The following is a 23528-nucleotide window of genomic DNA, read 5'->3' as shown; positions in this document are numbered from 1 at the left end:
CACCAGCGCGGACGCTGGTGTTTGCTAGGTTGACGCAGGAGGAGGTGGAGTGACCACCATGGCCGACTATCAGGACTTCGATTTCGACGTCACCCAGAGGCACGCCTGGGCGGAGTTCACCCTCCGCCTCGACGAGGTGCTCTCGGTGATGGACGCCAGCGCAGACCTCACCATCTCCGTGGCCAACACCGACGCCGCCGCGCTGCGCCCCGGCCTGCGTTTTTCGATGACCTCGCCCCTGGTGGTGACTGCTTACGTGATCGGCGCAGACGACGGTGCGCCCTCTCCAGCGGAGGCCGCCGCCCTGCGGGAGCTGGGCTGGGGCGCGCCGGATGAGAGCTCGGACAGCTACCACACGGAGGCGGACCAGGAGTCGTCCTCCACCCTCGCGGAACTGGCCACCCAGACGCTCACGGGGGTGTTCGGGGTGCTGCACCCCGTCTTCCTCGAACCGGACCAACTCGCCGAGATCCTTCAGGGCAACACCGCATGGGCGCCGCTGTCCCCACGGAAGCTGTCGCGGGAGGAGACCGCCGTCATGCCGGGGTCGCGGGCGGAGCTGGACTCGCTGGTCGACGAGGAGCTCCGTCGGACCTACCGGCACCCCACGCTGCGCAACGAGCTGGGCGACGTGGCCATCCGCGTGGGCTCCACCATGGTGTTCCTGCGCTCCACCCCCGACGGCGCCGAGCTGGTCCTCTTCTCGGCGCTGGTCCACGACGTCACGGGCCGGTCGAGGGCCTGCGAGGTGCTCAACGACCTCAACGTCGAGTCCCGGTACGGGCGGTTCGCGCTGCACCGGGACCGGGTCTTCGTCCAGCTGTCGGTGGCGGCCCAACCCTTCGTGCCGGCTCATCTCCACCAGGCCCTCTCCGCCCTGAGTCAGATCGCCGACGGCATCGACGACGAACTGGCCACCAAGCTGGGTGGCCGCACCACGTTCTGACGGCCGCAGCCGCCTCTGGTGAGCACTAGAGTGGAGTCATGACGACGGACCCCCAGGCAGTGACCTACTTCTCCCGGCTCGACGCCGATGAGTGCTGGGCGCTGGTCTCGGACGCGGTGGTCGGGCGCGTCGCGTGGAGCTCCCCCGAGGGGATCTCCGTGGTGCCGGTCAACTTCCGTGTCGTCGAGGGCGTCATCGTCTTCCACACCACGCACGAGTCGTTCCTTGCGGGCCTGGCGGCGCCCACGGAGGTGGCCTTCCAGGTCGACGAGATCGACCAGGAGACCGCAACGGGATGGTCCGTGCTCGTGCGCGGGATCAGCGGGCCGGCGGACGCCGCGGTCTCCAGCATCAGCTGGCTCGAGGGCGGCCTGACCGTAGGGCTGGCCATCACGGCAAGCACGATCGCCGGCCGCGTCGTCTCGGGAACCTTCAAGAGTTAGGAGTCCACCATGACTGAACGCACCACACCGCTGGTGGTGGTCGGAGTCGACGGAAGCGACGACGGTCTGCGCGCCGTCCGGTTCGGCACCGGCACCGTGCTGCGCTACGGCGGGGAACTCCTGCTCGTCAACGCTGTCGACGACACCCTGATGGCAGGCGCCTGGGGCGTCGTCTACGACCCGGAGATCCTGCAGTCCGCCGGCGCCACCGCCAACGAACAGGCCAAGGATGTCGCCCTGGAGATGGGCCTCGCCGAGGACAAGATCAAGACCGAGGTGGTGATGGGCTCGCCGGGCGGCGTGATGTCGCGGCTGAGCGAGGTAGCGGACCTCGTCGTGGTGGGCCGCCGGGCCGCCACCGGCCTGGAGCGCATGTTCGTGGGCTCCACCTCCGTGGCCGTGGTGGCCAACGCGGCATGCCCGGTCGTTGTCATCTCGGCAGCGGCCCACCCGAATCCGGTGGGCGGTAAGGGAGTCGTGGGCGTGGGCCTGCAGACGGATCCCGGCTCGGAGACGATCCTCGAGGCAGGCTTCCTTCAGGCCGAGCGGCTCGGCGCGAAGCTGGAGATCGTGCACGCCGTCCAGCCCCCCGTCGGCCTGTTCGCCCGCAAGCTGAGCCCCAACCAGCTCGACGAGCAGGTGCGCTTCGCGAAGGGCGGCATCGAGGCCATCGCCAAGACTGTCGCGGAGAAGCATCCCGGCGTCGCCTACGAGGTCCTCGTGGCGGCGGACAGCCCCATCAACGAGCTCGTCAGCCGCAGCGCCGGCTACGACCTGCTGGTGCTCGGGGTGGGGGAGTCCCACATTCCGGGCTTCAGCCTCGGTGGGCTGATGCGAGGGCTGATGGCCCACGCTGAATGCCCGCTCTTCATCACTCGATGACGCTGCCGCCACCCACGGACCAGCCCGTCATCGAAGTCGTCGCGTCGCTGCCGATCGCGGCGGAGGCCGAACGCATCGCGGGGCTCATCCGCGACCATCAGGTGGTGGTGGTGGCCGGGGAGACCGGCTCCGGCAAGACCACTCAGCTGCCCAAGATCTGCCTCCTGGCGGGGAGGGAGCGGATCGCCCACACCCAGCCGAGGCGGATCGCCGCCCGCACCGTGGCGCAGCGGATCGCGGTGGAGTGCGGCGTCGAGCTGGGCGATTTCGTCGGCTACCAGGTGCGTTTCACCCGGAAGGTGACGGCGCAGACCAGGGTCAAGGTGATGACCGACGGCATCCTGCTCTCGGAGCTCACCCACGACCGCCTCCTCAGCCGCTACGACACGATCATCATCGACGAGGCCCACGAGCGTAGCCTCAACATCGACTTCCTGCTCGGCTACCTCAAGCAGCTGCTGCCGCGGCGGCCCGAGCTGAGAATCATCGTGACCTCGGCCACCATCGACACGGCCCGTTTCTCGGAGCATTTCGACGGCGCGCCCGTGGTCGAGGTGTCGGGGCGCACCTTCCCTGTCGAGACGCGCTACCGGCCGCTCGAGGAGGACCAGGACGAGATCGACGCGATCGCCTCCGCTGTGGAGGAGATCGTCACCGAGTCCGCGGTGGGCGACATCCTTGTCTTCCTCAGTGGGGAACGGGAGATCCGCGACACCGCCGAGGCCATCGACAAGCTGGGCACCGGCCTCGACGTGTTGCCGCTGTACGCCCGGCTCTCGTCCGCCGAGCAGCAGCGCGTGTTCCAGCCGCACAGCGGCCGGCGGGTGGTGCTCGCCACCAATGTGGCCGAGACCTCCATCACGGTGCCCGGGATCCGCTACGTGGTTGACGTCGGCACGGCCCGCATCTCGCGCTACTCCGCGCGCACGAAGGTTCAGCGGCTGCCCATCGAGCCGGTCTCGCAGGCCTCCGCCAACCAGCGCGCCGGCCGCTGCGGACGCCTCGGCCCGGGCATCGCGATCAGGCTCTACAGCGAGGAGGACTACGAGTCGAGGCCGCTGTACTCGGAACCCGAGATCCTGCGCACCAACCTCGCCACCGTCATCCTCCTCATGGCGCAGGCCGGTCTGGGCGATGTCGAGTCGTTCCCGTTCGTCGAGGCGCCGGTGGTCTCCCAGATCAACGACGGTGTTCGGGTGCTCACCGAACTGGGCGCGCTGCACCCCCGCAAACGCCACGACCACGTCCGGCTCACCCGCACCGGACGCATGCTGGCCCGGCTGCCGGTGGACCCGCGGCTGGGCAGGATGCTGATCGAGGGGTCCAGGCGCCACACCCTCGGCACGGTCCTCGTGGTGGTGGCCGGTCTGACGGTCCCGGACGTCCGTGAGCGTCCCGCGGCCTTCCAGGCGCAGGCGGACCAGTCCCACCGTCGTTTCTGGGGCGTCGAGGACGCCGCCCAGCCGGCCACGGACGGCGCGCCCCTGCGCCACACCGCCCACAGCGGCACCCGCAAGGACAGCCCCGCCAAGCCCACCCTGGAGGGCGGCGACTTCGAGGTGCTGCTCAACATCTGGACCTATTTGAGGAAGCGTCGCCACGAGCTCTCCGGCAACGCGTTCCGGCGGATGTGCCGCGAGGAGTACCTCAGCTTCATCCGGTTCCGCGAATGGGAGGATCTGGTCTCGCAGCTGCGGGAGGCCGTCAAGGAGCTGGACCTGGACGCCTCAGGCCGGGGCCCGATGCCGGACGTGCTCACCTGCCTGCTGACCGGGCTGTTGTCCAACGTGGGGCTGGTGGAGCAGGAGAAGGCCAAGCCGCAGCCGGGCAAGCGCCGCCCGCTCACGCTGTATCAGGGCGCACGGGGGGCGCGGTTCGCCATCCAGCCCGGCTCGTCGCTGGCCCGCTCCACCCCGCCGCTGGTGATGGCCTTCGAGTTGGTGGAGACGTCTCAGCTCTGGGCGCGCACGGTGGCGGAGGTGCGGCCGGAGTGGATCGAGGAGGTGGGCGGGCACGTGCTCACCCGCACCCTGTCCGAGCCCCGATGGTCCTCTCGCTCCGCGAGCGTGGTGGCCAGCGAGCGGGTGACGCTGTTCGGGGTGCCGATCGTCGCGGGCCGTCGCGCGAACTACGCCTCCGAGCACCCGGTCGAGGCGCGTGAGATCTTCCTGCGCAGCGCCCTGGTCGAGGGGGACTGGGAGACGCGACAACCGCTGGTGGCGGCCAACAGGGCAGTTCTGGACGAGGCCACGAAGATGACCGACAGGATGCGGCGCCCGGACCTCCTCATCTCCGACGAGGCGCTCTACGAGTTCTACGACGCCCGCATCCCGCCAGACGTGGTCTCGGGCGCCACGCTGGACAAGTGGCTGCGCGGGATCCCGCGCGAGCAGTGGCCCACCCTCATGATCGACGACGCGGTGGTGGACGCCACCCAGCTTCGGCCATCGGACTTCCCGGACAGGTGGGCCGTGGGTCAGCACAAGCTACCCATCCAGTACGTCTTCGATCCGGGAGCAGGCGGCGACGGCGTCACCATCACCGTGCGGCTGGAGCTCCTCAACCAGCTTGACGGCGCCCGCTTCAGCTGGCAGGTCTCCGGACTGAGAAGGGAGCTGGCCACCGAGCTGATCCGCTCCCTGCCCAAGGCCCTGCGGACCAGTTTCGTGCCCGCCCCGGACTTCGCGGCCAAGGCGCTGGCCTGGCTCGCCGGACGCGAGGAGGTCGGACAGGGGAGCTTCACCGACGCGCTCGGGCGGGCCCTCACCGCCCTCACGGGCACCGTCGTCGACGGCGCGGACTTCCACCCGGAGCTGCTCGGCAGCCACCTGCGCCCCACGTTCGTGGTGATCGACAACGGCCGCGAGGTCGCCCGCGGCGACGACCTGGACGCGTTGGCGGCCCGGCTGGCACCGAAGGTCGCGGCCAAGCTGACCGCCTCCGCGGGGGAGCGGGCCAGCACCGGCCAGCGGGCCTGGACCTTCGGGGCCATCGCCAAGGAGACCGCCGTGGGGAGGGGGGTGGTGGGGTACCCGGCCCTCGTCGATGAGGGCACCACCGTGGGGCTGCAGGTCCTGGACTCCCCGCAGAAGGCCGCACGCTCGCACACGCTGGGCGTCCGCCGGCTCCTCACCCTCACCAATCCTGACCCCACGAAGTGGGTGGTGGGACACCTGGGCAGGCAGGAGAAGCTGTCCCTGGCGGACTCGGCCTACCCGACGGTGCCCGAGCTTCTCGCCGACGCCTGGTTGAAGGCGGGGGAGCAGCTCGCCGCTGAACAGGGCCCCATCGTCGAGGTCCGGACCGAGGCGGACTACGCGCGGGTCGCCCTGGCCGTGCGTCAGGAGTGCCCTGGGCGCACCCGCCAGGTGGTCTCCACCGCAGCGCAGGCCTTGGCTGCGGCCACGCAGGCCCGGCTGCTGCTGCCAGGTTTCCCTGAGCAGGCTCCGGTGCGGCGCGATGTCGCCGCGCAGCTGGACAACCTCCTGTTCAACCGATTCATCTCGGCCACACCGGACCCATGGTTGGCCCACCTTCCCCGCTACGCGCAGGCCGCGGTCGCCAGGCTGCGCGCGGCGGCCGAGCAACCGGAGCGCGACGCCCGGCTCCAGGCGGAGATCGACGAGGTGGAGGACGCCTACGCCGAGCTGACCGACTCCCTGCCCAGCGGCCCGCTGCCCCCGGCCGTCGAGGAGATCGCCTTCCTCCTGGAGGAGTTCCGGGTGAGCCTGTTCGCGCAGCAGCTGCGCACCGCGGTGCCCGTCTCCGCCAAACGCATCAGACAGGCCATCCGCCAGGCCCGATGATCAGGCCCGATGAGTGGCACGATGGTGCCCGTGCCTAAGGACGTTGCCGAGCTCATCGCGTTGTTCGACCTGCAGACCATCGGCGAGAACCGGTTTCGCGGACCGCATCCCACCACGCTGCTGCAGCGGCTCTTCGGGGGGCAGGTGCTGGGGCAGACGCTGGTGGCTGCCGCGCATACTGTGCCGCCGGACCGACTCGTGCACTCCCTGAACGCCTACTTTCTTCGCCCCGGGGCCATCGACCAGCCCCTGGACTTCGAGGTGGAGGTGATGCGCGACGGCAGCACCTTCAGCAACCGGCGCGTGGTGACCCGTCAGGGGGATGCGGTGATCTTCCAGATGACCGCTTCATTCCAGAAGCCCGAGGAGGGCCTCAGCCATTCGGCGTCCCCGCCCGGCGACGTCGGCGTGCCGGAGTCCTGCCCCTCGCTGCACGAGGTGCTGGAGCGTCGCTTCGGTGCCAGCGTCCGGCTGGTCTCGGAGTGGGACGCCCTCGACGTGCGGCTCGCGGCCAGGCCGGACCTGGTTGAGGGCGGCGGCAATATGAAGGCGTGGATCCGGACGAAGGAGCCGATGCCGGAGGATCCGCTGCTGCACGCTGCGGTGCTGGCCTACCTCTCCGACATCACTCTGCTCAGCGTCTCGACCGTTCCCCACGCGGTGGAGTTCCTGTCCCCCTCGATGCAGGCCGCCTCGATCGACCACGCCATGTGGTTCCACCGCCCGGTGCGCGTCGACGAGTGGCTGCTCTACGACATGACCTCGCCGTCGGCGTCCCACGCGCGCGGCTTCGCGATGGGGCGGTTGTTTCAGGACGGGCAGGCGGTGGCGTCGTGCGCCCAGGAGGGGCTCATCCGGGTCCTGTCCTGAGCCCGGACGAACCGTGGCCCGCACCCCGGGGGAGGGGGTACGGGCCACGGCGTCCGGAGGAACCAGCTATGCGCAGGGTCAGGCAGCGAGTCCCTGGCCTGCTCGCAGGGTGGCCAGCGCCTGCCGCTCGATCTGGCGGACCCGCTCGGCGGTGATGCCCCAGTGGACGCCGATGTCGGCGAGCTTGGCCTGGCGGCCGTCGAGGAGGCCGTAGCGGCGGCGCACCACGTCCTGGGACCGTTCGTCGAGGCTGGAGAGCATGCCCTCGAGCCGGGCACGGTCCTCGGCGTCCAGCACCATCTCGTCCGGACCGGGCGAGGTCTCGCGGGCGATCAGGTCTCCCAGAGCCGTGTCGCCGTCGGCCTCGACGGGGGCGTCGAGGGAGACGTGATCCCGCGAGTAGCGGATCAGGTCCACGATCTTGGACTCCTCGAGGCCCAGCTCATCGGCGATCTCAGCCAGCTCCGGCTCGCGGCCCAACTGGCGTTCGAGGTTGCGGCGCACGGCAGAGACCTGGTTGACCTGCTCGGCCACATGCACGGGAAGCCGCACGATCCGGCCCTGCTGGGCGATGCCCCGCGAGATGGCCTGACGCACCCACCATGTGGCGTAGGTGGAGAACTTGAAGCCCTTGGCGTAGTCGAACTTCTCCACAGCACGGATCAGGCCGGTGTTTCCCTCCTGGACAAGGTCCAGCATGGGCATCTGGGAGCGCCCGTACTTGCGGGCGACGGAGACCACGAGCCGCAGGTTGGCCTGGATGAAGCGCTGCATGGCGCGCTCGCCGAGCACGGCAAGCTCCTGCAGCTCGTCATCGGTGGCCTGCACCTCGGAGGTGGCAACCCCGTCGAGGATCTGCTGGGCATAGAGCCCCGCCTCGATCTCGCGGGCCAGGTCTACTTCCTCGAGGGCGTTGAGCAGGGGAGTCTTGGCGATGGCGTCGAGGTAGAGGCCCACCGCATCCTTGCCGTCGATGCCGTCGTTGGTTCGTGTACGCGCAGTCGTGATCATATCTCTGGAAACCTTTCGCACAGTCGTCACCCGGAACAACGCGCGAGAGGCCCCGAGGGTTCCCGCTGCGGGCACTCGAACGAAGAACTGCGACCTGGGTCTGACTCGCGCGGCCCCGAACCCTGACCAGGGGTGGGGGTTTCCCTGGCCGATCCGTTTGAGTGGCCGGTTTTCGCGTGCAAGAATGGGGCGCGTCACCCTTGACCAAAGCGGGGCGACGCACGCGCTGAAATCCCTAGTGGCCCGCGAGAGGACCAATGTGACCCAGGACGCTGAAGGAACCGGCAAGCCTACCCGCACACGCAGGGCCGCCGAAAGCGCGACGTCCGCAGTTCCGGCCACCACCCGTCGCACACGGGCGGCCGCCAAGCCGGCCACCGCGGGCCAGGCCGCACCCAAGACCGCTACTCGCCGCGGCAAGACCGCGAAGGCCGAGGAGCCCACCATCGCCCAGGCCTCCACTGGTGAGGTCGAGGTCCAGTTCAAGCGCGAGGGGGAGGACGTGGTTCTCACGGTCGGCGGAAAGAAGCGTTCCCTCGACGAGGTGGACGACTCGACGTTCAACGAAGCCAGCGAGGCGCCGCTCGTCAAGGAACTCGTCGAGGAGGAGGGCTTCGCGCTCTCTGACTCCGACGACGCCGACGAGCCCGAGCAGCAGGTGGTGTCCGCGGGTGCCACCGCGGACCCCGTCAAGGACTACCTCAAGCAGATCGGCAAGGTGGCGCTGCTCAACGCCGTCGAGGAGGTGGAGCTCGCCAAGCGCATCGAGGCCGGCCTCTTCGCCGACGAGCGACTGCACTCTGCCGAAACCAAGGTCAGCCCCGGAGACGTCGAGGATCTGGAATGGATCGCCGAAGACGGGCGCCGCGCCAAGAATCACCTCCTCGAGGCCAACCTCCGCCTCGTCGTCTCCCTCGCCAAGCGCTACACCGGCCGCGGGATGCTGTTCCTGGACCTCATTCAGGAGGGCAACCTCGGCCTCATCCGCGCGGTCGAGAAGTTCGACTACACCAAGGGCTACAAGTTCTCCACCTACGCCACGTGGTGGATCAAGCAGGCGATCACGCGGGCCATGGCGGACCAGGCCCGCACCATCCGCATCCCGGTGCACATGGTGGAGGTCATCAATAAGCTGGCGCGCGTCCAGCGCCAGATGCTGCAGGACCTCGGCCGCGAACCAACCCCCGAAGAGCTCGCCGTCGAGCTGGACATGACGCCCGAGAAGGTCGTCGAGGTGCAGAAGTACGGCCGCGAACCCATCTCCCTGCACACGCCCCTGGGTGAGGACGGGGACTCGGAGTTCGGTGACCTCATCGAGGACTCCGAGGCCGTGGTGCCCGCTGACGCGGTCAACTTCACGCTGCTCCAGGAGCAGCTCAACGACGTGCTTGACACGCTCAGCGAGCGGGAAGCCGGGGTGGTCTCGATGCGCTTCGGGCTGACCGACGGTCAGCCGAAGACCCTCGACGAGATCGGCAAGGTCTACGGCGTCACGCGCGAGCGCATCCGCCAGATCGAGTCCAAGACCATGTCGAAGCTGCGCCACCCGTCGCGTTCGCAGGTCCTCCGGGACTACCTGGACTGAGCCGCCAGCTCCACGAAGTTGCGTAGCATGCCGTGCACGGCGGAGGTGATCGTCGAGGACTCGGCGAACGCCACCAACTGCTCGGTGTCGGCGGGGTCGAAGTAGCCCGCGTCGCGGTAGATGCGGATCCGGGCGGCCAGGCCGGCCGAATCCAGCTCCGGATGGAACTGGGTGGCATAGACCCGCCGCCCGATCCGGAACGCCTGGATCGGGCACGCCGCGCCGGTGGCGAGCACGGTGGATCCCGCAGCCGGGACCCGGCAACCCTCCTTGTGCGCGGTGAACGCATGAAAGGAGTGGGGGACGCCGTCGAAGAGGGGATCCTCCCGGCCGTGGGCGGTGAGTGTCGCGGTGACCACGCCCACGTCCTCGCCGACGCTGCGGTCCACCACGCCGCCCAGCTGCGCGGTGATCGCCCCGACTCCGTAGCAGAGGCCGAGGAACGGGAAGTCCCGCTCCACCACCTCGGCGATGACGCGGCTGAGGTCCGCCTCGACGCGCTGCTGCAGCGGTGACTTGTCCGTGTCGCTGGCGTTGTAGGGTCCACCGCCGAGGAACACCCCCGAGAACTCGTCCAGCCGCGGCGGCGCCATCGGGGCTTCCTCCACGCGGATCTGGAGCAGTTGGTCATCCCGGAGGCCGGCGAGGCGAGCGATGGCCTCCCACTCGCCCAGGGCGGCGTCGTCCTCCGGGCGGGTGCTGAGCAGCAGGAAGGGCTTCATGTGGGCTCCTTGAATGAGGGAGCGCCGGCGCGTAGCTCCTCTATGACCGCCCGGGTCACGGCCACAGGGTCGCCGCCGTTGGCCGCGGCGACCCGGCGCTGGCGCAGGTAGCTCGGGCCGAGACGGACCAGGTCGGCCACGTGGGCGAGGTTCTCGGCGCAACCCAGCTGGTCCGCGATCGGGGTCAGCTCCTCCACCCAGCGCAGGATGCCGTCGCTGATGTGGATGAGGTATTCATCCTTGCGGGGCGTGATGATGTCTGCCGCAAGGCCGTACCGGGCCGCGCGCCACTTGTTCTCGCGCATGAACCAGAACGGCAGGCGGTCGATGGGCTCGCCCGAGGCTATGGCCCGGGACATGCGCTCCACCAGGCACTGGTTGAAGGCCGTCAGCGCGCCGAGCTCCATCAGGGTGGGCACCGAGTCCATCGTGCGGTTCTCGACAGTGCCCCACGTGGAGGGCCGCACGTCCCACCTGATCTCAGAGGGGTTCTGGATGAGGCCCACACCCTCGAGCTGCGAGGCGTACCGCTCCAACTCCTCCCAGTCGCTCATGTGGTAAGGGAGGCCGTTGGTGGGCAGCTGCTGGAAGACCATCGTGCGCTGGGACGCGAACCTGGTGTCCTCGCCGATCCAGAACGGCGACGAGGCGGACAGCGCGATGAAGTAGGGCGCGAACCGTGCCATGCCGTAGACGATGGGCAGCGCCTTGGCCCGCTGGTCGATGCCGGTGTGGATGTGGAGCCCGTTGATGGCCATCTGCCGGCCCCACCACGCGTTGCGCTCGGTCACCCGCCGGTACTGGGCCTTGTCTCCGGGCAGCTGTCGAGTGGGATCGCCGAACGGATGCGCACCCGCGCCCAGGAGCGTCAGCCCCTTCGGCTCCAGCAGCTCCAGCGCGAAGTCCAGGTGCTGGCGCATCTCACGCACCGCTGAGGGCACGGTCTCGTGCACTCCCGAGACCAGCTCGATCATGCTCGTGAGGTACTCGGAGCGGATCGGCCCGTCGACCGCGTCCTCGACCTTGGACAGCACCACATCAGCGGCCGGCACCTGCTCCATCGTGTGCGCGTCGACGACGGCGAGCTCCCATTCGATGCCGATCGTCGACTGCTTGGACTGCCCGAACTTGATCCTCATTGAGCCCCTCCTCGCTGCAGGCGCTGGTTGCAGCGACAGTCAGAGCCCCAAGTCTGACACCTCGGGCCCCCTCGCGGCGGGCGGTGTGCGGGGATCTGGACAGCAGGCCAGTTGGCATTAGGCTGGCCACCGAGGAAAGAGGTGCCCACCATGAAGCTGTTCGATCGTGTCGAACTTGCCCCCGCTGACCCCATTCTCGGACTCACCGAGGCCTTCGTCGCCGATCAACGCCCGGAGAAGGTCAACCTCGGGGTGGGTGTCTACCTCGACGAGACGGGCAAGCTTCCGCTACTGGAGTGCGTGCGCACAGCCGAGCAGCGGATCGCGGCAGAGTCCAAGCCGAAGGGGTACCTGGGGATCGACGGGATGCCCGCGTACCGCGAGGCCGTCAGGTCGCTGGTGTTCGGCCCAGGGGCTGAGGCCGTGGCTGAGGGGCGCATCGCCACCGCGCAGACCCTGGGCGGGACGGGCGCGTTGAAGGTGGGCGCGGATCTCCTCAAGCAGATCGAGCCGTCGGCCACCGTCCTGATCTCCAACCCCAGCTGGGAGAACCATCGCGCCCTCTTCACGCGCGCCGGGTTCAGGGTGGACTCCTACCGCTACTACGAGGAGGCCCTGCACGGCATCGACTTCGACGGCATGCTGACCGATCTGCGCCTGGCGGACCCCGGCACCGTCGTGTTGCTCCACGCGTGCTGCCACAACCCCACCGGGTACGACCTCTCAGCGGAGCAGTGGGACCAGGTCATCGAGGTGCTGCGCGAGCGAAACCTGATGCCCTTCCTGGACATGGCGTACCAGGGCTTCGGCTTCGGCATCGAGGAGGACGGCGCCGTCGTCGCCAAGTTCGTGGCCTCGGGGTTGGAGTTCTTCCTCGCCACGTCCTTCTCGAAGTCGTTCAGCCTGTACGGAGAGCGGATCGGATCGCTCTCGGTGATCACGTCCTCGCCGGACACGGCCCGACGGGTCCTGTCGCAGCTGAAGATCTGCATCCGCACCAACTACTCCAACCCGGCCACCCACGGCGCCGCGTTGGTCACCACCGTGCTGGAGGACCCGGAGCTGCGGCGCGGGTGGGAGCACGAGCTGGCCGGGATGCGGGACCGCATCAAGCAGCTGCGGCGCGGACTGGTGGGCGCGCTCGAGGCGCGCGGCGTCAACGACATGGGGTTCATCGCGGCACAGCTCGGCATGTTCAGCTACTCGGGCCTGACCAAGCCCCAGATGGTTGCCCTGCGCTCCGAGTACGGGATCTACGGCACCGACGCCGGGCGCATGTGCGTGGCCGCGCTCAACGACGGCAACCTCGCCTACGTTGCCGACGCCATCGCGGCGGTGCGCACCTCCGGGCGCTGATCGGTCCAGGCGGGTCAGTGTCGGGCCAGCCCGCTGGCCCGCCGCACCGGGGTGGCGATCGCCTCCTCGAGGCGTTCCCAACTACCGTAGAGGCGGACCCGTCCCCGCGCCCTGGTGACCGCCGTGTAGAGCAGCTCGCGGGTCAGCAGGGCGGAGCCCGACGGCGGGATCACCACCGACACCGTGCCGAACTGGCTGCCCTGAGACTTGTGGATGGTCATCGCGTGCAGGTCCGCCGCGTCGTCCAGCAGGGCCGGCGCCACCCACAGTGGCCCGTCCGGCCGGTCCACCACGGCCACGAGGTCGCCGTCGGCTCCCTGGAGCACCACCGCCGTGTCGCCGTTGTGGTAGAGGTCCGTGTTGCGCTGGATGAGCAACGGCTGCCCCGCGTAGGGCCTGCCGTCGAAGCCGTAGTCCGGCAGCTGGGTGGCGAGCCACGCGCGGGCGGAGCGCGCCCAGTGCCCCACGCCGAACGGGCCCTCGCGATGTCCACACAGGACCCGGTGGGCGCCGAGCGCCGTGAGTGCGCCCACCGCCTCGCCTCGGACGGCCGCGGCCACCACACCGGAGGCGGTGGCCAGCACGTCCTCGCGCACGGTGGGCAGGGAGACGGGGTCCGCCGTGCCGTCGAAGGCGATCAGCTCGATGCTGTGGGATTCCTGGATCACCTGACGGGCAGCCGCGGGGTCGCCGGCGAGAATGGCCTCCGCGAGGCGGTTGATCTCCTGGTTGGAGCGGAAATTCGTGCGCAGGCGGGCGATGTGGCCGCCGGGCTCTGTCACCAGCGTGCCGGCCTGTTCGATGTCTGCCAGGACAGCCCCGGCCTCAACCGAGCGCAGCTGGTGCGGATCCCCCAGCAGGATCAGGCGCGTCTCGGGGGCCAGTGCCGCCACCAGGTGCCCCATCAGCTCCAGCGACACCATCGAGGTCTCGTCGACCACCACCACGTCGAACGGCAGTGGGCTGGCCGGTCCGTACTCGAGATGCATGGAGCGGGGCCGCGCCCCGAGGAGTTTGTGCAGTGTGCCGCCCCAGAGGCGCAGGCTGCCCGTGAGCCGCTCCGCGACGGCCGACTGCAGCCTGGCCGCAGCCTTGCCGGTGGGGGCGGCCAGGGCCACCCGCGGATCTGAGGGGGCGAGCGAGTCCAGGATCCTGGCCACGATGCTGGTCTTGCCGGTGCCGGGCCCGCCGGTGATCACAGTGGTGCCGTGGGAGAGGGCGGCCGCGACGGCCGCCTCCTGGTACTCATCGGGGGTCTCGCCGGCCGCCGCCGCAACTGCGGCACAGGGGACCGCGGGGGCCTCCGTCGAGCTCCGCAGCCTCAGCGCCCGCGACAATCGACGCTCCTGCTTCCAGTACCGGTCCAGGTAGAGGAGGGAGCCGTCCAGCCGGAACGGTCGCGTCTCGGCTTCCGGGACCCCGACGGCGGGGGAGGCCGCCACGCGGGTGACCCACCCGCCCGGTTCGGGCCAGGCCAGCACGGGGAGATCCCCAGGGGTGGCCTGACCGTCGAGGTCCGCCTCGGGGAGCAGGGCGAGCGATGCCGTGGACAGATCCACGCACACCGACCCCAGCCGCAGCTCGCGCGCGGCCATCGCGAAGGCCAGCTGCACCTCGGGGTCGGTCTCGCCGGCCAGCGTCGCGAGCCGGCGCGCCAGATGGAAGTCGATGGGTTTGAGCATGCCGGCGGCGCAGAAGCTGGCGAGCAGGCCGGTGGCCGCGACGGGAACCTCATGCATGGGTGCCTCCCAGCAGCTCCGAGGCGGCCACCACCAGGTCCGCCGACGGTCGCCACGCCATCACGCCGCAGGCCGTGCCGTCCACCACAGGGGTGGTGGGGCCGGCCATGCCACGCACGAACAGGTAGCCAACGCCGCCCAGGTGCCGCTCAGGGGTGTAGCCCGGAAGGCGGGTGGACAGGTAGCGGTGCAACGCCACGCAGTAGAGGATGGCCTGCAGCGGATAGTGGGCCTGCATCATCGCCTCCGCCATCGCCGGGGCCACGTAGTGGCCCACCGTCACCTCGGCCTCGCCGGCGGGTGCGAGTCTGTTGGTCTTGTAGTCCACCACCAGGAAACGGCCGTCGGCGAGCTGGAGGACGGCGTCGATGGAGCCGGTGAGGAACCCGTTGAGCACGGAGTCCGCGGCGTCTGATGAGCGCAGGCGCTGCGGATACTCCGCCAGGGGGTCCGCCTTCGGCAGATGGGCCGCCATGAGGTCCGCGAGATGGCGCAGCGTGGCGGGCGCGCCCCGGTCTGCCAGCGGAAGATCGAAGTCCAGCTCGGGGAGCCGCTGATCGGTGGGGATGTCGGCCAGCGTTGCGGCGCTCAGCGGCAGGAGCGGGGTGCGGCACACCGCCACCAAAGCGGCGCTGAGCGTGTCATGCAGCCCCGGGTCCAGGGCGTGCTGCGGGCCGAGCTCCGCCACGACGGCGGCGGCAGAGGACTCCAGGGACTCCGGCCCCCAGTCCAGGCGTTCCAGGGCCTCGTGCGTCAGAGTGCCGAACGCGGCACCAGCTGGGAGCCCGTTCATGGGCGAGGGGGCGGCGAGCGTCTGCCCCGCGGGGGTGGGCAGCGCGACATCGACCACAGCAGCCTCATCCGTCAGGACGTGCGCCGCCGCCTGCTCATGGAGCCCCTGGGTCAGCCCCGAGTAGGACGTGCGCCGCCAGGTGGTGTCGATGTCGCGCTCGAGCACCGCAAGCTCCAAGGGAGGCGCAGAGCGCGGTGCCGGCGGGGATGACCGGGGCGTCTCCGGCAGCAGATCCATGTCGGTGCGGTACACCGCGGTGCCCGTCACTGCCCCGCGGCGCCGTCGTTCCCAGGCCCGCAGCAGAGTGCCCAGGGGCCCGCCCCGCTGTTTCCCGGAGGTCTCGACATGCCAGGCGACGCAGAAGTGCTGCGCCCTGGTGAAGCCGACGTAGAGGAGTCGTAGCTCCTCCGTCAGGCTCTGGTCGTCCAGGGTCCGCGCCAGGGGGTCGTCGAAGCGGGGCACCGGGCCGACGTAGAGATGACGCCGGCCCTCGTGCACGAGCGTGAACGGCTTGGACCGGCTCGCCTTCACCCCGTCGGTCTCCGGCAGGAGAACGATGGGGAACTCGAGGCCCTTCGCCGCGTGGATGGTCATCACACGCACGGCCTCCTCATCGGAGGCCACCCGAATCGCGTCCCCCGAGTCCTCATCGACGGCCCGCTCGTCCAATACCGCCAGGAGGCCACTGAGCGACGTCGCGCCCTCGGCATCGAGTAGTTCGGCCACGTGGAGCAGGTCAGTCAACTCGCGTTCGCCGTCCGGCTCGGCCAGGAGACGCCCGTCGAGACCCTCCGCTGTGCGCAGGTGGCCCAGCACCGACGAGATGCCACCCTCGGCGAACCGTAGGCCGAGCGTGCGCACCAGGGTGGAGACGCGGGCCGGCTCTGAGGAAGCCGGGTCCAGCAGCGCACCCAGGCGCGAGCCGATGAGCGCGGTCAGGGCAGCCAGCCGGATCGTGGCCTGGGCCGGATCCGACATAGCGGTGAGGAGTGCTGCCCAGTCGCGGGCCGCGGGCTGGGTCCAGACTGACTGGCTCCCGGTCAACACGGCCGGGATCCCGGCATTCTCCAGCACGGCGCGAAGTTCGCGGGCGCGTGCCCCGCGGCGCACGAGGATGGCTATGTCGGAGTACCTGACCCGGGGCTCCGCCCGCCTCGTGAACTCCGCTCGGGAGATCAGGTTCCGCACCGTGACAACCAGATCCTGGTCGATGGCTGCCCCGGAGGAGTGCGTCCCGAGCTGCCGCGGGGTGGCGGTGCGTAGCCAGAGGCGGTGCGGTCCGGGCACCTGGAGCCGGGGTTGGGTCTCATGCGCGCTCACGGGGCCGACGGCGACCGACTCATGACCCAGGCTGACCCCCTCGAACAGCTCAAGGACGCCGTCGACGAGCGCCTTGTCGCTGCGGCGGTTGACCGCCAGGCTGTGCACGTCCGCCGCCTCCTTGGCATCGAGATAGCTCTGCAGGTCGGCACCGCGGAAGGCGTAGATGGACTGTTTGGGGTCCCCGATGAGGATGGTGGCGCGGCCATCGCTGACGAACGCCTGCTCGACGATGGCCCACTGCTCTGGATCCGTGTCCTGGAACTCGTCGATCAGCACCACGCTGAACCTGCGCCTCAACTCCGCGACGACGGCCTGCCCGCTGCCCTCCGCGCGGGTCAGCCGCAGAAGACGGGTGATGACGTCGTTGTAGGTGCACACGCCCTCGGCGCTCTTGCGCTCCTCGTACAGCCCGCGGACGGCCTGGGCGAAGTGGTGGTGGGGGCCCTCGGGGGGGAGCAGGTCCAGAGTGGTGGTGCAGGCTGCCTCACCGATCCGCAGCGCAGCCTGGGGGAGCAGCGGGGGCTGCGGATCTGTGCGATGCAGCCGCAGGTAAGTGTCTGCCGCGCACTGTCGCACGAGGTCCATCGGGTCTGCGCCCACCTCTTCGGCCGGGTCCCAGTCCCCGAGGATGCCGAGCTCGTGCAGCATCGCCTGACAGAAGGAGTGGGTGGTGAGGATGGTCAGTTCGTTGAACCGCGCGACGGCATCCGCGAGACGGGAGCGGTGCAGCGCGACATCCCAGGAGGCCAGGTGCGCTGCGACGGCGTCCGTCGGATCTGGGAGCCGGCCGCCCGCGAGGACCTCATCGAGGCCCCGCACGGTGCCGGTGAGGCGTTCGAACACGCGGGAGCGCAGCTCGCCGGTGGCGTGCCGGCCGAACGTGATGAGGAGCAGCTGCCCCGCGTCGAGTCCGTCCTCAGCGAGGTAGCGCGCCGCGAGAGCGGCGATGGCGTAGGTCTTGCCGGTCCCGGCGCTGGCCTCCAGCAAGGTGGTGCGCCGGGGGAGCGGCCCGGTGAGGTCGAAGGGTGATCCGCTCATGACTGTGTCCTCACGAGAGGGGTGTAGAGGGCGAGCGCCCATGAGGCGAAGGCCGAGGGGTGCGTGCCGGGATCCTGGGGCAGCGGGGGATCCTGGGGCAGCGGCGGGTCCTTGAACAGCTCGGACACGTCTGAGTCGAAGAAGAGGGTCCAGGACGGCCCCGGCCAGCTCCACTTCTTGTGGTAGCTGCGGAACGGCCCGGCCCATTCAGCCTTGTTGAACGCGCCCTGGTGGACGTCCCGGGCGTAGGCGAGCGCGGCGGCGGCCGGCACCGCCAGGAGCCGCTGCTGACCGAGGATGTAGGCACCGGTGATCACGCCGAGATGGGCGAGGGCCTCCTCCGGACCCGTCGGCGCGAAGTCCTGCGACCGCGGCTTCAGCTGCCCGAAGTCTCGCTCCAAGCGGTGCAGCCGCGCGGGGGCGGTGTGTCCGGCTGCGGCGAGGGCGAGCGACTCCAGCCAGGGCCGGATGACCTGTTCCTCGCCGGTGCTCGCGCTGACGGTGACCGCGGTCCCGCCGCGGGTGCGGACCTCGTCGACCAGACGCAGCGTGCCCAGACCGGGGGCCTCCACCGACAGGGAGATGGCGTGTTCGGTGAGCTCGGCGTCCCAGTCCTGCTGCGCGCAGGCCCACAGCGCGGCGGCATCGGTCCGGGCGGCTTGGAACGCGAGGCGACCGACCTCCAGCGGCGGGTGTAGCTCCCGCTGCCTGAGCTCCACTTCCACGGACTCCCCGCTGAGGCCGGATTTCCAGGCGTCAAGGAGGTTGTTGACGATGCCCCACCGGTCCAGGCCGCGCGTCTCCAACGGGATGTCGTCGGTCAGCTCCGGCGGCTGCCGGAAGTTGATCCCCGCCGCCGACTGGAGGAAGGCGCGCGCCGGGTCGGCGAGGAAACGGGCGAGCTGGGTCAGGCTCACCTGGGCCGGGATGGCGCCGACCGGCCGGCTGCGGGCCTCAGCTCGCCGTCGCTCATGGCGCCGGGGCAGCGGCTGGCGGCGGCGCCGGGCCAACGCCCCGGCGTAGGCGGCTGAGTCGAAGCTGGGCTCGGTGACGAAGTTGCCGGCCGAGGTGGCGGTGGGCGGGTGCTGCCGCGGCTCCGGGGTGGTTCCCACCCGCTCCAGCAGCCAGTCGACGGCCACCGGCAGGGCGGACGGGCCGTTCGTGCGCTCCGACCGGGCCTGGCGAACGATGAGGAGGCGTTCGGCGGACCGGGCGTGGCTGAGCAGCTGCTCCCGTCGCTGTGCCCGCGGATCAGGCATGTCCTCCGCGAGGTCCAGGCAGTCCGCCGGGGCGCCCGCCCGGCCGGGGACGGCGTCGTCGGTGACGCCGAGCAGCGCCACCACCCTGAACTCGACGTGTGGCAACTCCCCGAGCGGCACCACCGCCAGGGACCCGTTCCCGGCCGCCGGACGCCGCCGGTAGCCGGCCGCGGCGTCCGCCAGCAGGAGCGAGAACTCGTGACGCGTCAAGGTGGTGTCATCTGCCGCGTGGTTGGTTTCCAGCCTCGTCAGCGCCCGCGCAGCGGCGGTCAGCTGCCACTCCTCGGTGCGCGGGAGGCCCACCAACGAGTCCAAAGCGGCCCGGCAACGCGCCACCCAGCCGGGGATGGTGGCCGGAGCTGCGGTGCCTGCGACGAGGAGACGGAGGCGCGACACGATCTCGCAGAGGGACCCCACCGTGTCCATGTCTGAGGCGGTGACCACCTCCGTGCCGCTGAGACCCACGCCTGCGTCCTCTCCGGGCGCCACGGCGAGCCCGACGAGCAGGCGGTCCAGGCCGCGGATCCACGTGTTCTGGCTGACGTCGCCGAGCCCGAACTGCGCGCGGTGCGCCGCGTCCATACCCCACCGGACGCCGGCGCCGCCGATCAGCTCGACCATCGTGGCCCGGTCTGTCAGCCGCCAGCGATGGGCGATAGGCGGGCGGAGCAGCAGCTCGACCAGCCCGTTGGCGGTGGCGCGCGAGCCCCCCAACCGCATGAGGTCCACCAGGAGCAGGACCAGGGGATTGGGTGGGGTGAGGCCGACGGAGTGGACGCGCAGTGACCGTCCGGGATGGGACGCGCCCCGCACGCCTGGCGCGAAGGCGGCATCCAGCAGCGGGGCGAAACGCTCCGGCTGTGGACATACCACCACCACGTCCCGAGGCTCCAGCGTGGGATCCGCGGCGAACAGCCGGGTGAGCTCGTCGCGCAGCACTTCCACCTGACGGGCCTCGCCATGGGAATCGTGGAGCGCAACCAGAGGCGCAGGGGCTTCGTCACCGGGGAGTTGCAGCGTGCGGGTGGCAAGCGAGGCGGCCCAGTGAGCCCCGGGGGTACCGGCCTTCTGGATGAGCCGCACCTCCCGCCGCGAGGCCAGCGATTCGATGACGCGCAGCTCGGAGGCGCTCACGTGGTCGATGCCCACCAGCATCGTGGGCGTGGTGTCGCGACCCGCCGCGTCCCCGACTGCCGCCAGCACCGCCAGGGGATCCAGCTCCAGCCGGGCCACAGCCGCCCGCATCAGCTCAGGCTGCCATGCGGCCACCTCAGGCAGCTCGGCTCCGCCCGGACCCGTGGCACCGCCGTCGAGCCACGAGGCGACGAGCTCCGGCGCCAGCTCGACGTAGCTGCGCAGCAGCCGTGCGAGGCGGATGGCGGTGGCGCGCCGCCGGCCGGGGCGCCGGGCGTCTGCCTCGAGGGCCCCACGCAGCAGCGGATACCCGTCAGCCACTTCGTCGAGGGCCTTCTGGACCGCCAGGTCAAGCGGTGTGCCGAGCCACCTCCCGCGTTCGCGGTGAACCCCCGCGGCGTCGGCCAGCTGCCGGGTGAGATCCGCTGGCGTCAGGTAGTCGATGCCCGCGGAGATGCCCACTCGGGCCGCCACCTCCTGGCCGACGAGGCGGCCCGTCTCATGGGTGGCTACGAGGACGCGCGCAGCGTCGAACGGGCCGAGAGCCAGACCGTGCAGCGTCTCGACGAGATGGTCCATCAGCGCACCCCACCGAGCGCCCAGCACCGCCGTCACCGCCATCCTGAAGTCCCCCTCATCCACCTCGCCAGTCACCTTAGCTGGCCCCACCGACGGAACCGGATCGGTGCCTCGACGCCATCGGTGAAGTGCGGTTTGTCGGGGGCGCCCGCCAGAATGGGGGGATGCGCGACCATATCCTCGAAGCCCTGGACCCGGAGCAGCGCCGCGTGGCCACCCTCCTCGACGCTCCTGTGGTGGTGCTCGCAGGCGCGGGCACCGGGAAGACCCGCGCCATCACGCACCGGATCGCGCACGCCGTCAGCCAGGGCCGCTACCAGCCCTCCGCCACCCTGGCGGTGACCTTCACCACGCGCGCGGCGGGCGAGATGCGAGCCAGGCTCGCCTCGCTGGGGGTCCGCGGGGCCCAGGCCCGCACCATCCACTCGGCGGCGCTGCGCCAATGCCAGTTCTTCTGGCCCCAGGCGTACGGGGTGGAGTTCCCCCGCGTGGCGGAGAACACGTTCGGTCTCGTGGCACGCGCCGCCCATCAGGTGCTCGGCAAGTCGGACACGCCACTGGTCAGGGACCTGGACAGCGAAATCTCCTGGGCCAAGACCAGCAACGTCTCGGCGTCCCGGTACCCGGACGTGGCGCAGAGGCGCTCGGTGGCGGGCGCCTCCGCCGCCCAGGTGTCCGCAGTCATGGCTCTCTACGAGAAGCAGAAGGTTGCGGAGGGCACCGTCGACTTCAACGACATCCTCATGTGCAACGCGGTCCTGCTGACCGAGCACGAGGAGATCGGCGCCACCATCCGCCAGACCTACCGCCACTTCGTCGTCGACGAGTACCAGGACGTCTCCGCCCTGCAACACCGCCTCATCACGCTCTGGGTCGACGGCAGGCAGGACGTGTGTGTGGTGGGGGATCCCAACCAGGCCATCCACTCCTTCGCCGGCGCGGATGCCTCGTATCTCCTCGGGTTCGCGGCGGGCATCGAGGGCGCCGAGACGCTCCGGCTGTTCCGTAACTACCGCTCCACGCCTGAGGTCATCTCCTCCGCCAACAAGGTGCTGCGCGTGCGGCCCGGCGGCCCGGGGGCGCTGACCCCGACGCGCGCCTCCGGACCGAAGCCCACCTTCAGCGGACACCCGGACGAGGCGTCTGAGGCAGGGGCTTTGGCGGACTGGCTCAAGCAGCGGCACGCGGCCGGCACCTCCTGGTCCGAGCTCGCCGTGCTCTACCGGATCAACGCGCAGTCCCCGTCGCTCGAGGCCGCCCTGAGTGAGAGGGCCATTCCCTACTCGGTGCGCGGCACGGAGAAGTTCTACGACCGGGCGGAGGTGCGCCAGGCGCTGCTGGAGTTCGGCAGGGCCGTCGAGCGTGGGGGTGAGACCGAGGCCCCTGCCGTGCTGGAGTCCGTGCTCGGCTCGCTGGGGTGGCGTCCAGAGGCGCCGGCCGGCCAGGGCCGGCAGCGCGAGCGCTGGGAGTCGCTGTCCGCCCTGAGGGGCATGGTTGTCGACGAGGCCGCCGCCAGGGGCACATGGCCCGCCTCGGAGGCTGCGGAGTGGCTGCGTGAGCGCTCCGCCTGGCAGGCCGGCCCGGTGGCCGAGGCGGTGACGTTGGCCACCCTGCACGCCGCCAAGGGACTCGAGTGGGACGGTGTGGCCATCGTCGGCGTGCGCGAGGGCATGATCCCGTTCGTGTTGAGCCAGGAGGAGCCGAGCCTCTCCGAGGAACGAAGGTTGCTCTACGTCGGCTTCACGCGGGCGAAGCGCGAGCTGCGGGTCAGCTGGGCCGCCGGGAAGGGAAGCGCCACCCGATCGCGATTCATCGCCGATCAGGTCTCGGGACCCTCCACCGTCGCCCGGAAGACCAAGGAGAAGGCCACCTCGGCCCGCTCCCGGACCTGTCGGGTCTGCGGCCTCCACCTCCATACCGCCGCGGAACGGAAGCTGAGCCGGCACCCGGACTGTGAGGTCAGCTACGACGAGGGTCTGTTCGAGGCGCTGCGGGCCTGGCGCAAGGCGGCCGCGGACGAAGCGTCCGTGCCGGCTTTCGTGGTGTTCACCGACGCCACACTGCAAGCCATCGCCGAGGCCGCCCCCGCCACGGAGGCGGATCTGCTGCGTCTTCCCGGCATCGGGCGGGTGAAGGTTGAGCGCTACGGGGGCGGCGCGCTGAAGGTGGTGCGCAGCCATCAGGGCTGAGCGCAGCCCACCGTCGGGCACCCCGCCTTCCTGGTCCACGCGGTGAGGCTCAGCCCCGGGTGCTCGAGCCGCCAGACCCAGCCGACCCCCACCAGGTCCGTGCTGCCGCGGAGTACGTCACGGACCTGGAGGGCGGCCAGGGAGCTGGCCCAGCTCACCAGCGCCCGGTGTGTTCCACCGCCCGCCGGTGAGCCGGCCTGGGCCAGGCAGCTCGGGCATGGGCCGTGGCCGGGGGCGACGAACGGCCCGACGAGCGCGCCAGAGGCATCCCAGGCGACATGCAGCGCGCCGACCTCCGCGGCGTAGACCTCCGCCTCAAGGGTGGGCTGCGTTCCGGGCGGGGAGCAGAAGACCGTGAGCGCGCAGCCGGAGATCAATCCGGGGGAGCGGAGAGCGGCCGCAGGCTCGACGGGGGTACTCCGGAGCTGCGCCCGACGCAGGGCGGCCTCCAGTGGACGGGTGGCGGTGGGGATCCCCACGACGGCGATCTGCTGGGTGTGCATGGGCCAAGCCTCGCCGTCGAGGCTTCTCAGCAGCAGGCACCGCGGGGCGACGGACAACACATCGTCTGAGTCGGACAACACCGGGCCGGTTCCGGACAACACCGCGGCCGTTCGGGACAACACCTCGGGAGGGTCTGGGCCCGGAGGTGTGAGGGCAGCACAATGGGGCGGTGCCGACGGCTGCCGCCCCATTGAGTGCCCGCATCGGGCT

At 70.6% G+C, this 23528-nt stretch carries 15 protein-coding genes; 8 read left to right on the top strand and 7 right to left on the bottom strand.

The genetic code is table 11. From position 1 onward, the window contains the following. The first annotated feature begins 58 nt into the window (after window positions 1–58). Genes H5399_RS15475 through H5399_RS15455 form a run of 5 tightly spaced genes read left to right on the top strand, consistent with a single transcriptional unit; the run spans window position 59 to window position 6947 of the window. The gene (locus H5399_RS15475) at window positions 59–946 is read left to right on the top strand and encodes a hypothetical protein (protein WP_182784371.1); all 888 of its coding nucleotides are present in this window, start codon (window positions 59–61) and stop codon (window positions 944–946) included. A gap of 38 nt (window positions 947–984) precedes the next feature. Continuing rightward, window positions 985–1389 (top strand): pyridoxamine 5'-phosphate oxidase family protein, encoded by a 405-nt coding sequence (locus H5399_RS15470; protein ID WP_182784232.1) that lies wholly within the window; start codon window positions 985–987, stop codon window positions 1387–1389. Between the two features lie 9 nt (window positions 1390–1398). Beyond that, window positions 1399–2271, top strand: a complete 873-nt coding sequence (locus tag H5399_RS15465; protein ID WP_182784230.1) for a universal stress protein — start codon at window positions 1399–1401, stop codon at window positions 2269–2271. Continuing rightward, complete coding sequence (gene hrpA / locus H5399_RS15460; protein ID WP_182784228.1) at window positions 2268–6077, top strand: ATP-dependent RNA helicase HrpA; 3810 nt, start codon at window positions 2268–2270, stop codon at window positions 6075–6077. The genes H5399_RS15465 and hrpA overlap by 4 nt, the downstream gene beginning before the upstream one ends. Before the next feature lie 21 nt (window positions 6078–6098). Further along, complete coding sequence (locus tag H5399_RS15455; protein ID WP_220491068.1) at window positions 6099–6947, top strand: acyl-CoA thioesterase II; 849 nt, start codon at window positions 6099–6101, stop codon at window positions 6945–6947. A 78-nt stretch (window positions 6948–7025) separates the two neighbouring features. Here H5399_RS15455 and H5399_RS15450 read toward each other — a convergent pair whose 3' ends face one another. Next, a complete protein-coding gene (locus H5399_RS15450) occupies window positions 7026–7958 on the bottom strand; it encodes an RNA polymerase sigma factor RpoD/SigA (protein ID WP_182784224.1) in 933 nt (310 codons plus the stop codon). A gap of 184 nt (window positions 7959–8142) precedes the next feature. On the opposite strand from H5399_RS15450, the gene H5399_RS15445 reads away from it, so the two are divergent. After that, window positions 8143–9543, top strand: coding sequence for an RNA polymerase sigma factor (locus tag H5399_RS15445; protein ID WP_370585803.1), 1401 nt, complete (start codon window positions 8143–8145; stop codon window positions 9541–9543). On the opposite strand, the gene H5399_RS15440 is transcribed toward H5399_RS15445, so the two are convergent. Both H5399_RS15440 and H5399_RS15435 read right to left on the bottom strand, forming a co-directional pair. Then, the gene (locus H5399_RS15440) at window positions 9531–10265 is read right to left on the bottom strand and encodes a glutamine amidotransferase (RefSeq protein WP_182784220.1); all 735 of its coding nucleotides are present in this window, start codon (window positions 10263–10265) and stop codon (window positions 9531–9533) included. The two genes, H5399_RS15445 and H5399_RS15440, sit on opposite strands and share 13 nt — an antisense overlap. Beyond that, window positions 10262–11404 carry a YbdK family carboxylate-amine ligase gene (locus H5399_RS15435; RefSeq protein ID WP_182784218.1) on the bottom strand — a complete coding sequence of 381 codons (1143 nt, stop codon included), beginning with the start codon at window positions 11402–11404 and terminating at the stop codon, window positions 10262–10264. Before H5399_RS15435 ends, H5399_RS15440 begins: the two co-directional genes overlap by 4 nt. Before the next feature lie 150 nt (window positions 11405–11554). Here H5399_RS15435 and H5399_RS15430 point away from each other — a divergent pair, with 150 nt between their 5' ends. After that, on the top strand, window positions 11555–12760 hold the full coding sequence (locus tag H5399_RS15430) for an amino acid aminotransferase (protein WP_182784216.1): 1206 nt from the start codon (window positions 11555–11557) through the stop codon (window positions 12758–12760). A gap of 14 nt (window positions 12761–12774) precedes the next feature. Here H5399_RS15430 and recD read toward each other — a convergent pair whose 3' ends face one another. From recD to H5399_RS15415, 3 genes are read right to left on the bottom strand one after another with little or no spacing between them, the layout of a single operon-like run. Then, window positions 12775–14499 carry an exodeoxyribonuclease V subunit alpha gene (gene recD / locus H5399_RS15425; RefSeq protein WP_182784214.1) on the bottom strand — a complete coding sequence of 575 codons (1725 nt, stop codon included), beginning with the start codon at window positions 14497–14499 and terminating at the stop codon, window positions 12775–12777. Continuing rightward, on the bottom strand, window positions 14492–17653 hold the full coding sequence (locus tag H5399_RS15420; RefSeq protein ID WP_182784212.1) for a UvrD-helicase domain-containing protein: 3162 nt from the start codon (window positions 17651–17653) through the stop codon (window positions 14492–14494). Before H5399_RS15420 ends, recD begins: the two co-directional genes overlap by 8 nt. Then, on the bottom strand, window positions 17650–20688 hold the full coding sequence (locus H5399_RS15415; RefSeq protein ID WP_182784210.1) for an exodeoxyribonuclease V subunit gamma: 3039 nt from the start codon (window positions 20686–20688) through the stop codon (window positions 17650–17652). The genes H5399_RS15420 and H5399_RS15415 overlap by 4 nt, the downstream gene beginning before the upstream one ends. 101 nt (window positions 20689–20789) lie before the next feature. On the opposite strand from H5399_RS15415, the gene H5399_RS15410 reads away from it, so the two are divergent. Further along, window positions 20790–22814, top strand: a complete 2025-nt coding sequence (locus H5399_RS15410) for an ATP-dependent DNA helicase UvrD2 (RefSeq protein WP_182784208.1) — start codon at window positions 20790–20792, stop codon at window positions 22812–22814. On the opposite strand, the gene H5399_RS15405 is transcribed toward H5399_RS15410, so the two are convergent. Next, complete coding sequence (locus H5399_RS15405; protein WP_182784206.1) at window positions 22805–23317, bottom strand: hypothetical protein; 513 nt, start codon at window positions 23315–23317, stop codon at window positions 22805–22807. The genes H5399_RS15410 and H5399_RS15405 overlap by 10 nt on opposite strands. Between the last annotated feature and the right edge of the window lie 211 nt (window positions 23318–23528).

It is taken from the genome of Tessaracoccus sp. MC1627 (assembly GCF_014164725.1).
GTDB lineage: Bacteria > Actinomycetota > Actinomycetes > Propionibacteriales > Propionibacteriaceae > Arachnia.
The sequence above is the reverse complement of the archived record's forward strand: the minus strand, read 5'-3'. Positions and strand labels throughout refer to the sequence as shown.

Excerpts from the sequence above, each read along its gene's own strand:
- H5399_RS15465 (WP_182784230.1), top strand. The coding sequence starts at position 1,399 with ATGACTGAACGCACCACACCGCTGGTGGTGGTCGGAGTCGACGGAAGC.
- H5399_RS15470 (WP_182784232.1), top strand. The coding sequence starts at position 985 with ATGACGACGGACCCCCAGGCAGTGACCTACTTCTCCCGGCTCGACGCC.
- H5399_RS15450 (WP_182784224.1), bottom strand. The coding sequence starts at position 7,958 with ATGATCACGACTGCGCGTACACGAACCAACGACGGCATCGACGGCAAG.
- H5399_RS15445 (WP_370585803.1), top strand. The coding sequence starts at position 8,143 with ATGGGGCGCGTCACCCTTGACCAAAGCGGGGCGACGCACGCGCTGAAA.
- H5399_RS15475 (WP_182784371.1), top strand. The coding sequence starts at position 59 with ATGGCCGACTATCAGGACTTCGATTTCGACGTCACCCAGAGGCACGCC.
- H5399_RS15455 (WP_220491068.1), top strand. The coding sequence starts at position 6,099 with ATGGTGCCCGTGCCTAAGGACGTTGCCGAGCTCATCGCGTTGTTCGAC.
- H5399_RS15420 (WP_182784212.1), bottom strand. The coding sequence starts at position 17,653 with ATGAGCGGATCACCCTTCGACCTCACCGGGCCGCTCCCCCGGCGCACC.
- H5399_RS15435 (WP_182784218.1), bottom strand. The coding sequence starts at position 11,404 with ATGAGGATCAAGTTCGGGCAGTCCAAGCAGTCGACGATCGGCATCGAA.
- hrpA (WP_182784228.1), top strand. The coding sequence starts at position 2,268 with ATGACGCTGCCGCCACCCACGGACCAGCCCGTCATCGAAGTCGTCGCG.
- H5399_RS15440 (WP_182784220.1), bottom strand. The coding sequence starts at position 10,265 with ATGAAGCCCTTCCTGCTGCTCAGCACCCGCCCGGAGGACGACGCCGCC.
- H5399_RS15430 (WP_182784216.1), top strand. The coding sequence starts at position 11,555 with ATGAAGCTGTTCGATCGTGTCGAACTTGCCCCCGCTGACCCCATTCTC.
- recD (WP_182784214.1), bottom strand. The coding sequence starts at position 14,499 with ATGCATGAGGTTCCCGTCGCGGCCACCGGCCTGCTCGCCAGCTTCTGC.
- H5399_RS15405 (WP_182784206.1), bottom strand. The coding sequence starts at position 23,317 with ATGCACACCCAGCAGATCGCCGTCGTGGGGATCCCCACCGCCACCCGT.
- H5399_RS15410 (WP_182784208.1), top strand. The coding sequence starts at position 20,790 with ATGCGCGACCATATCCTCGAAGCCCTGGACCCGGAGCAGCGCCGCGTG.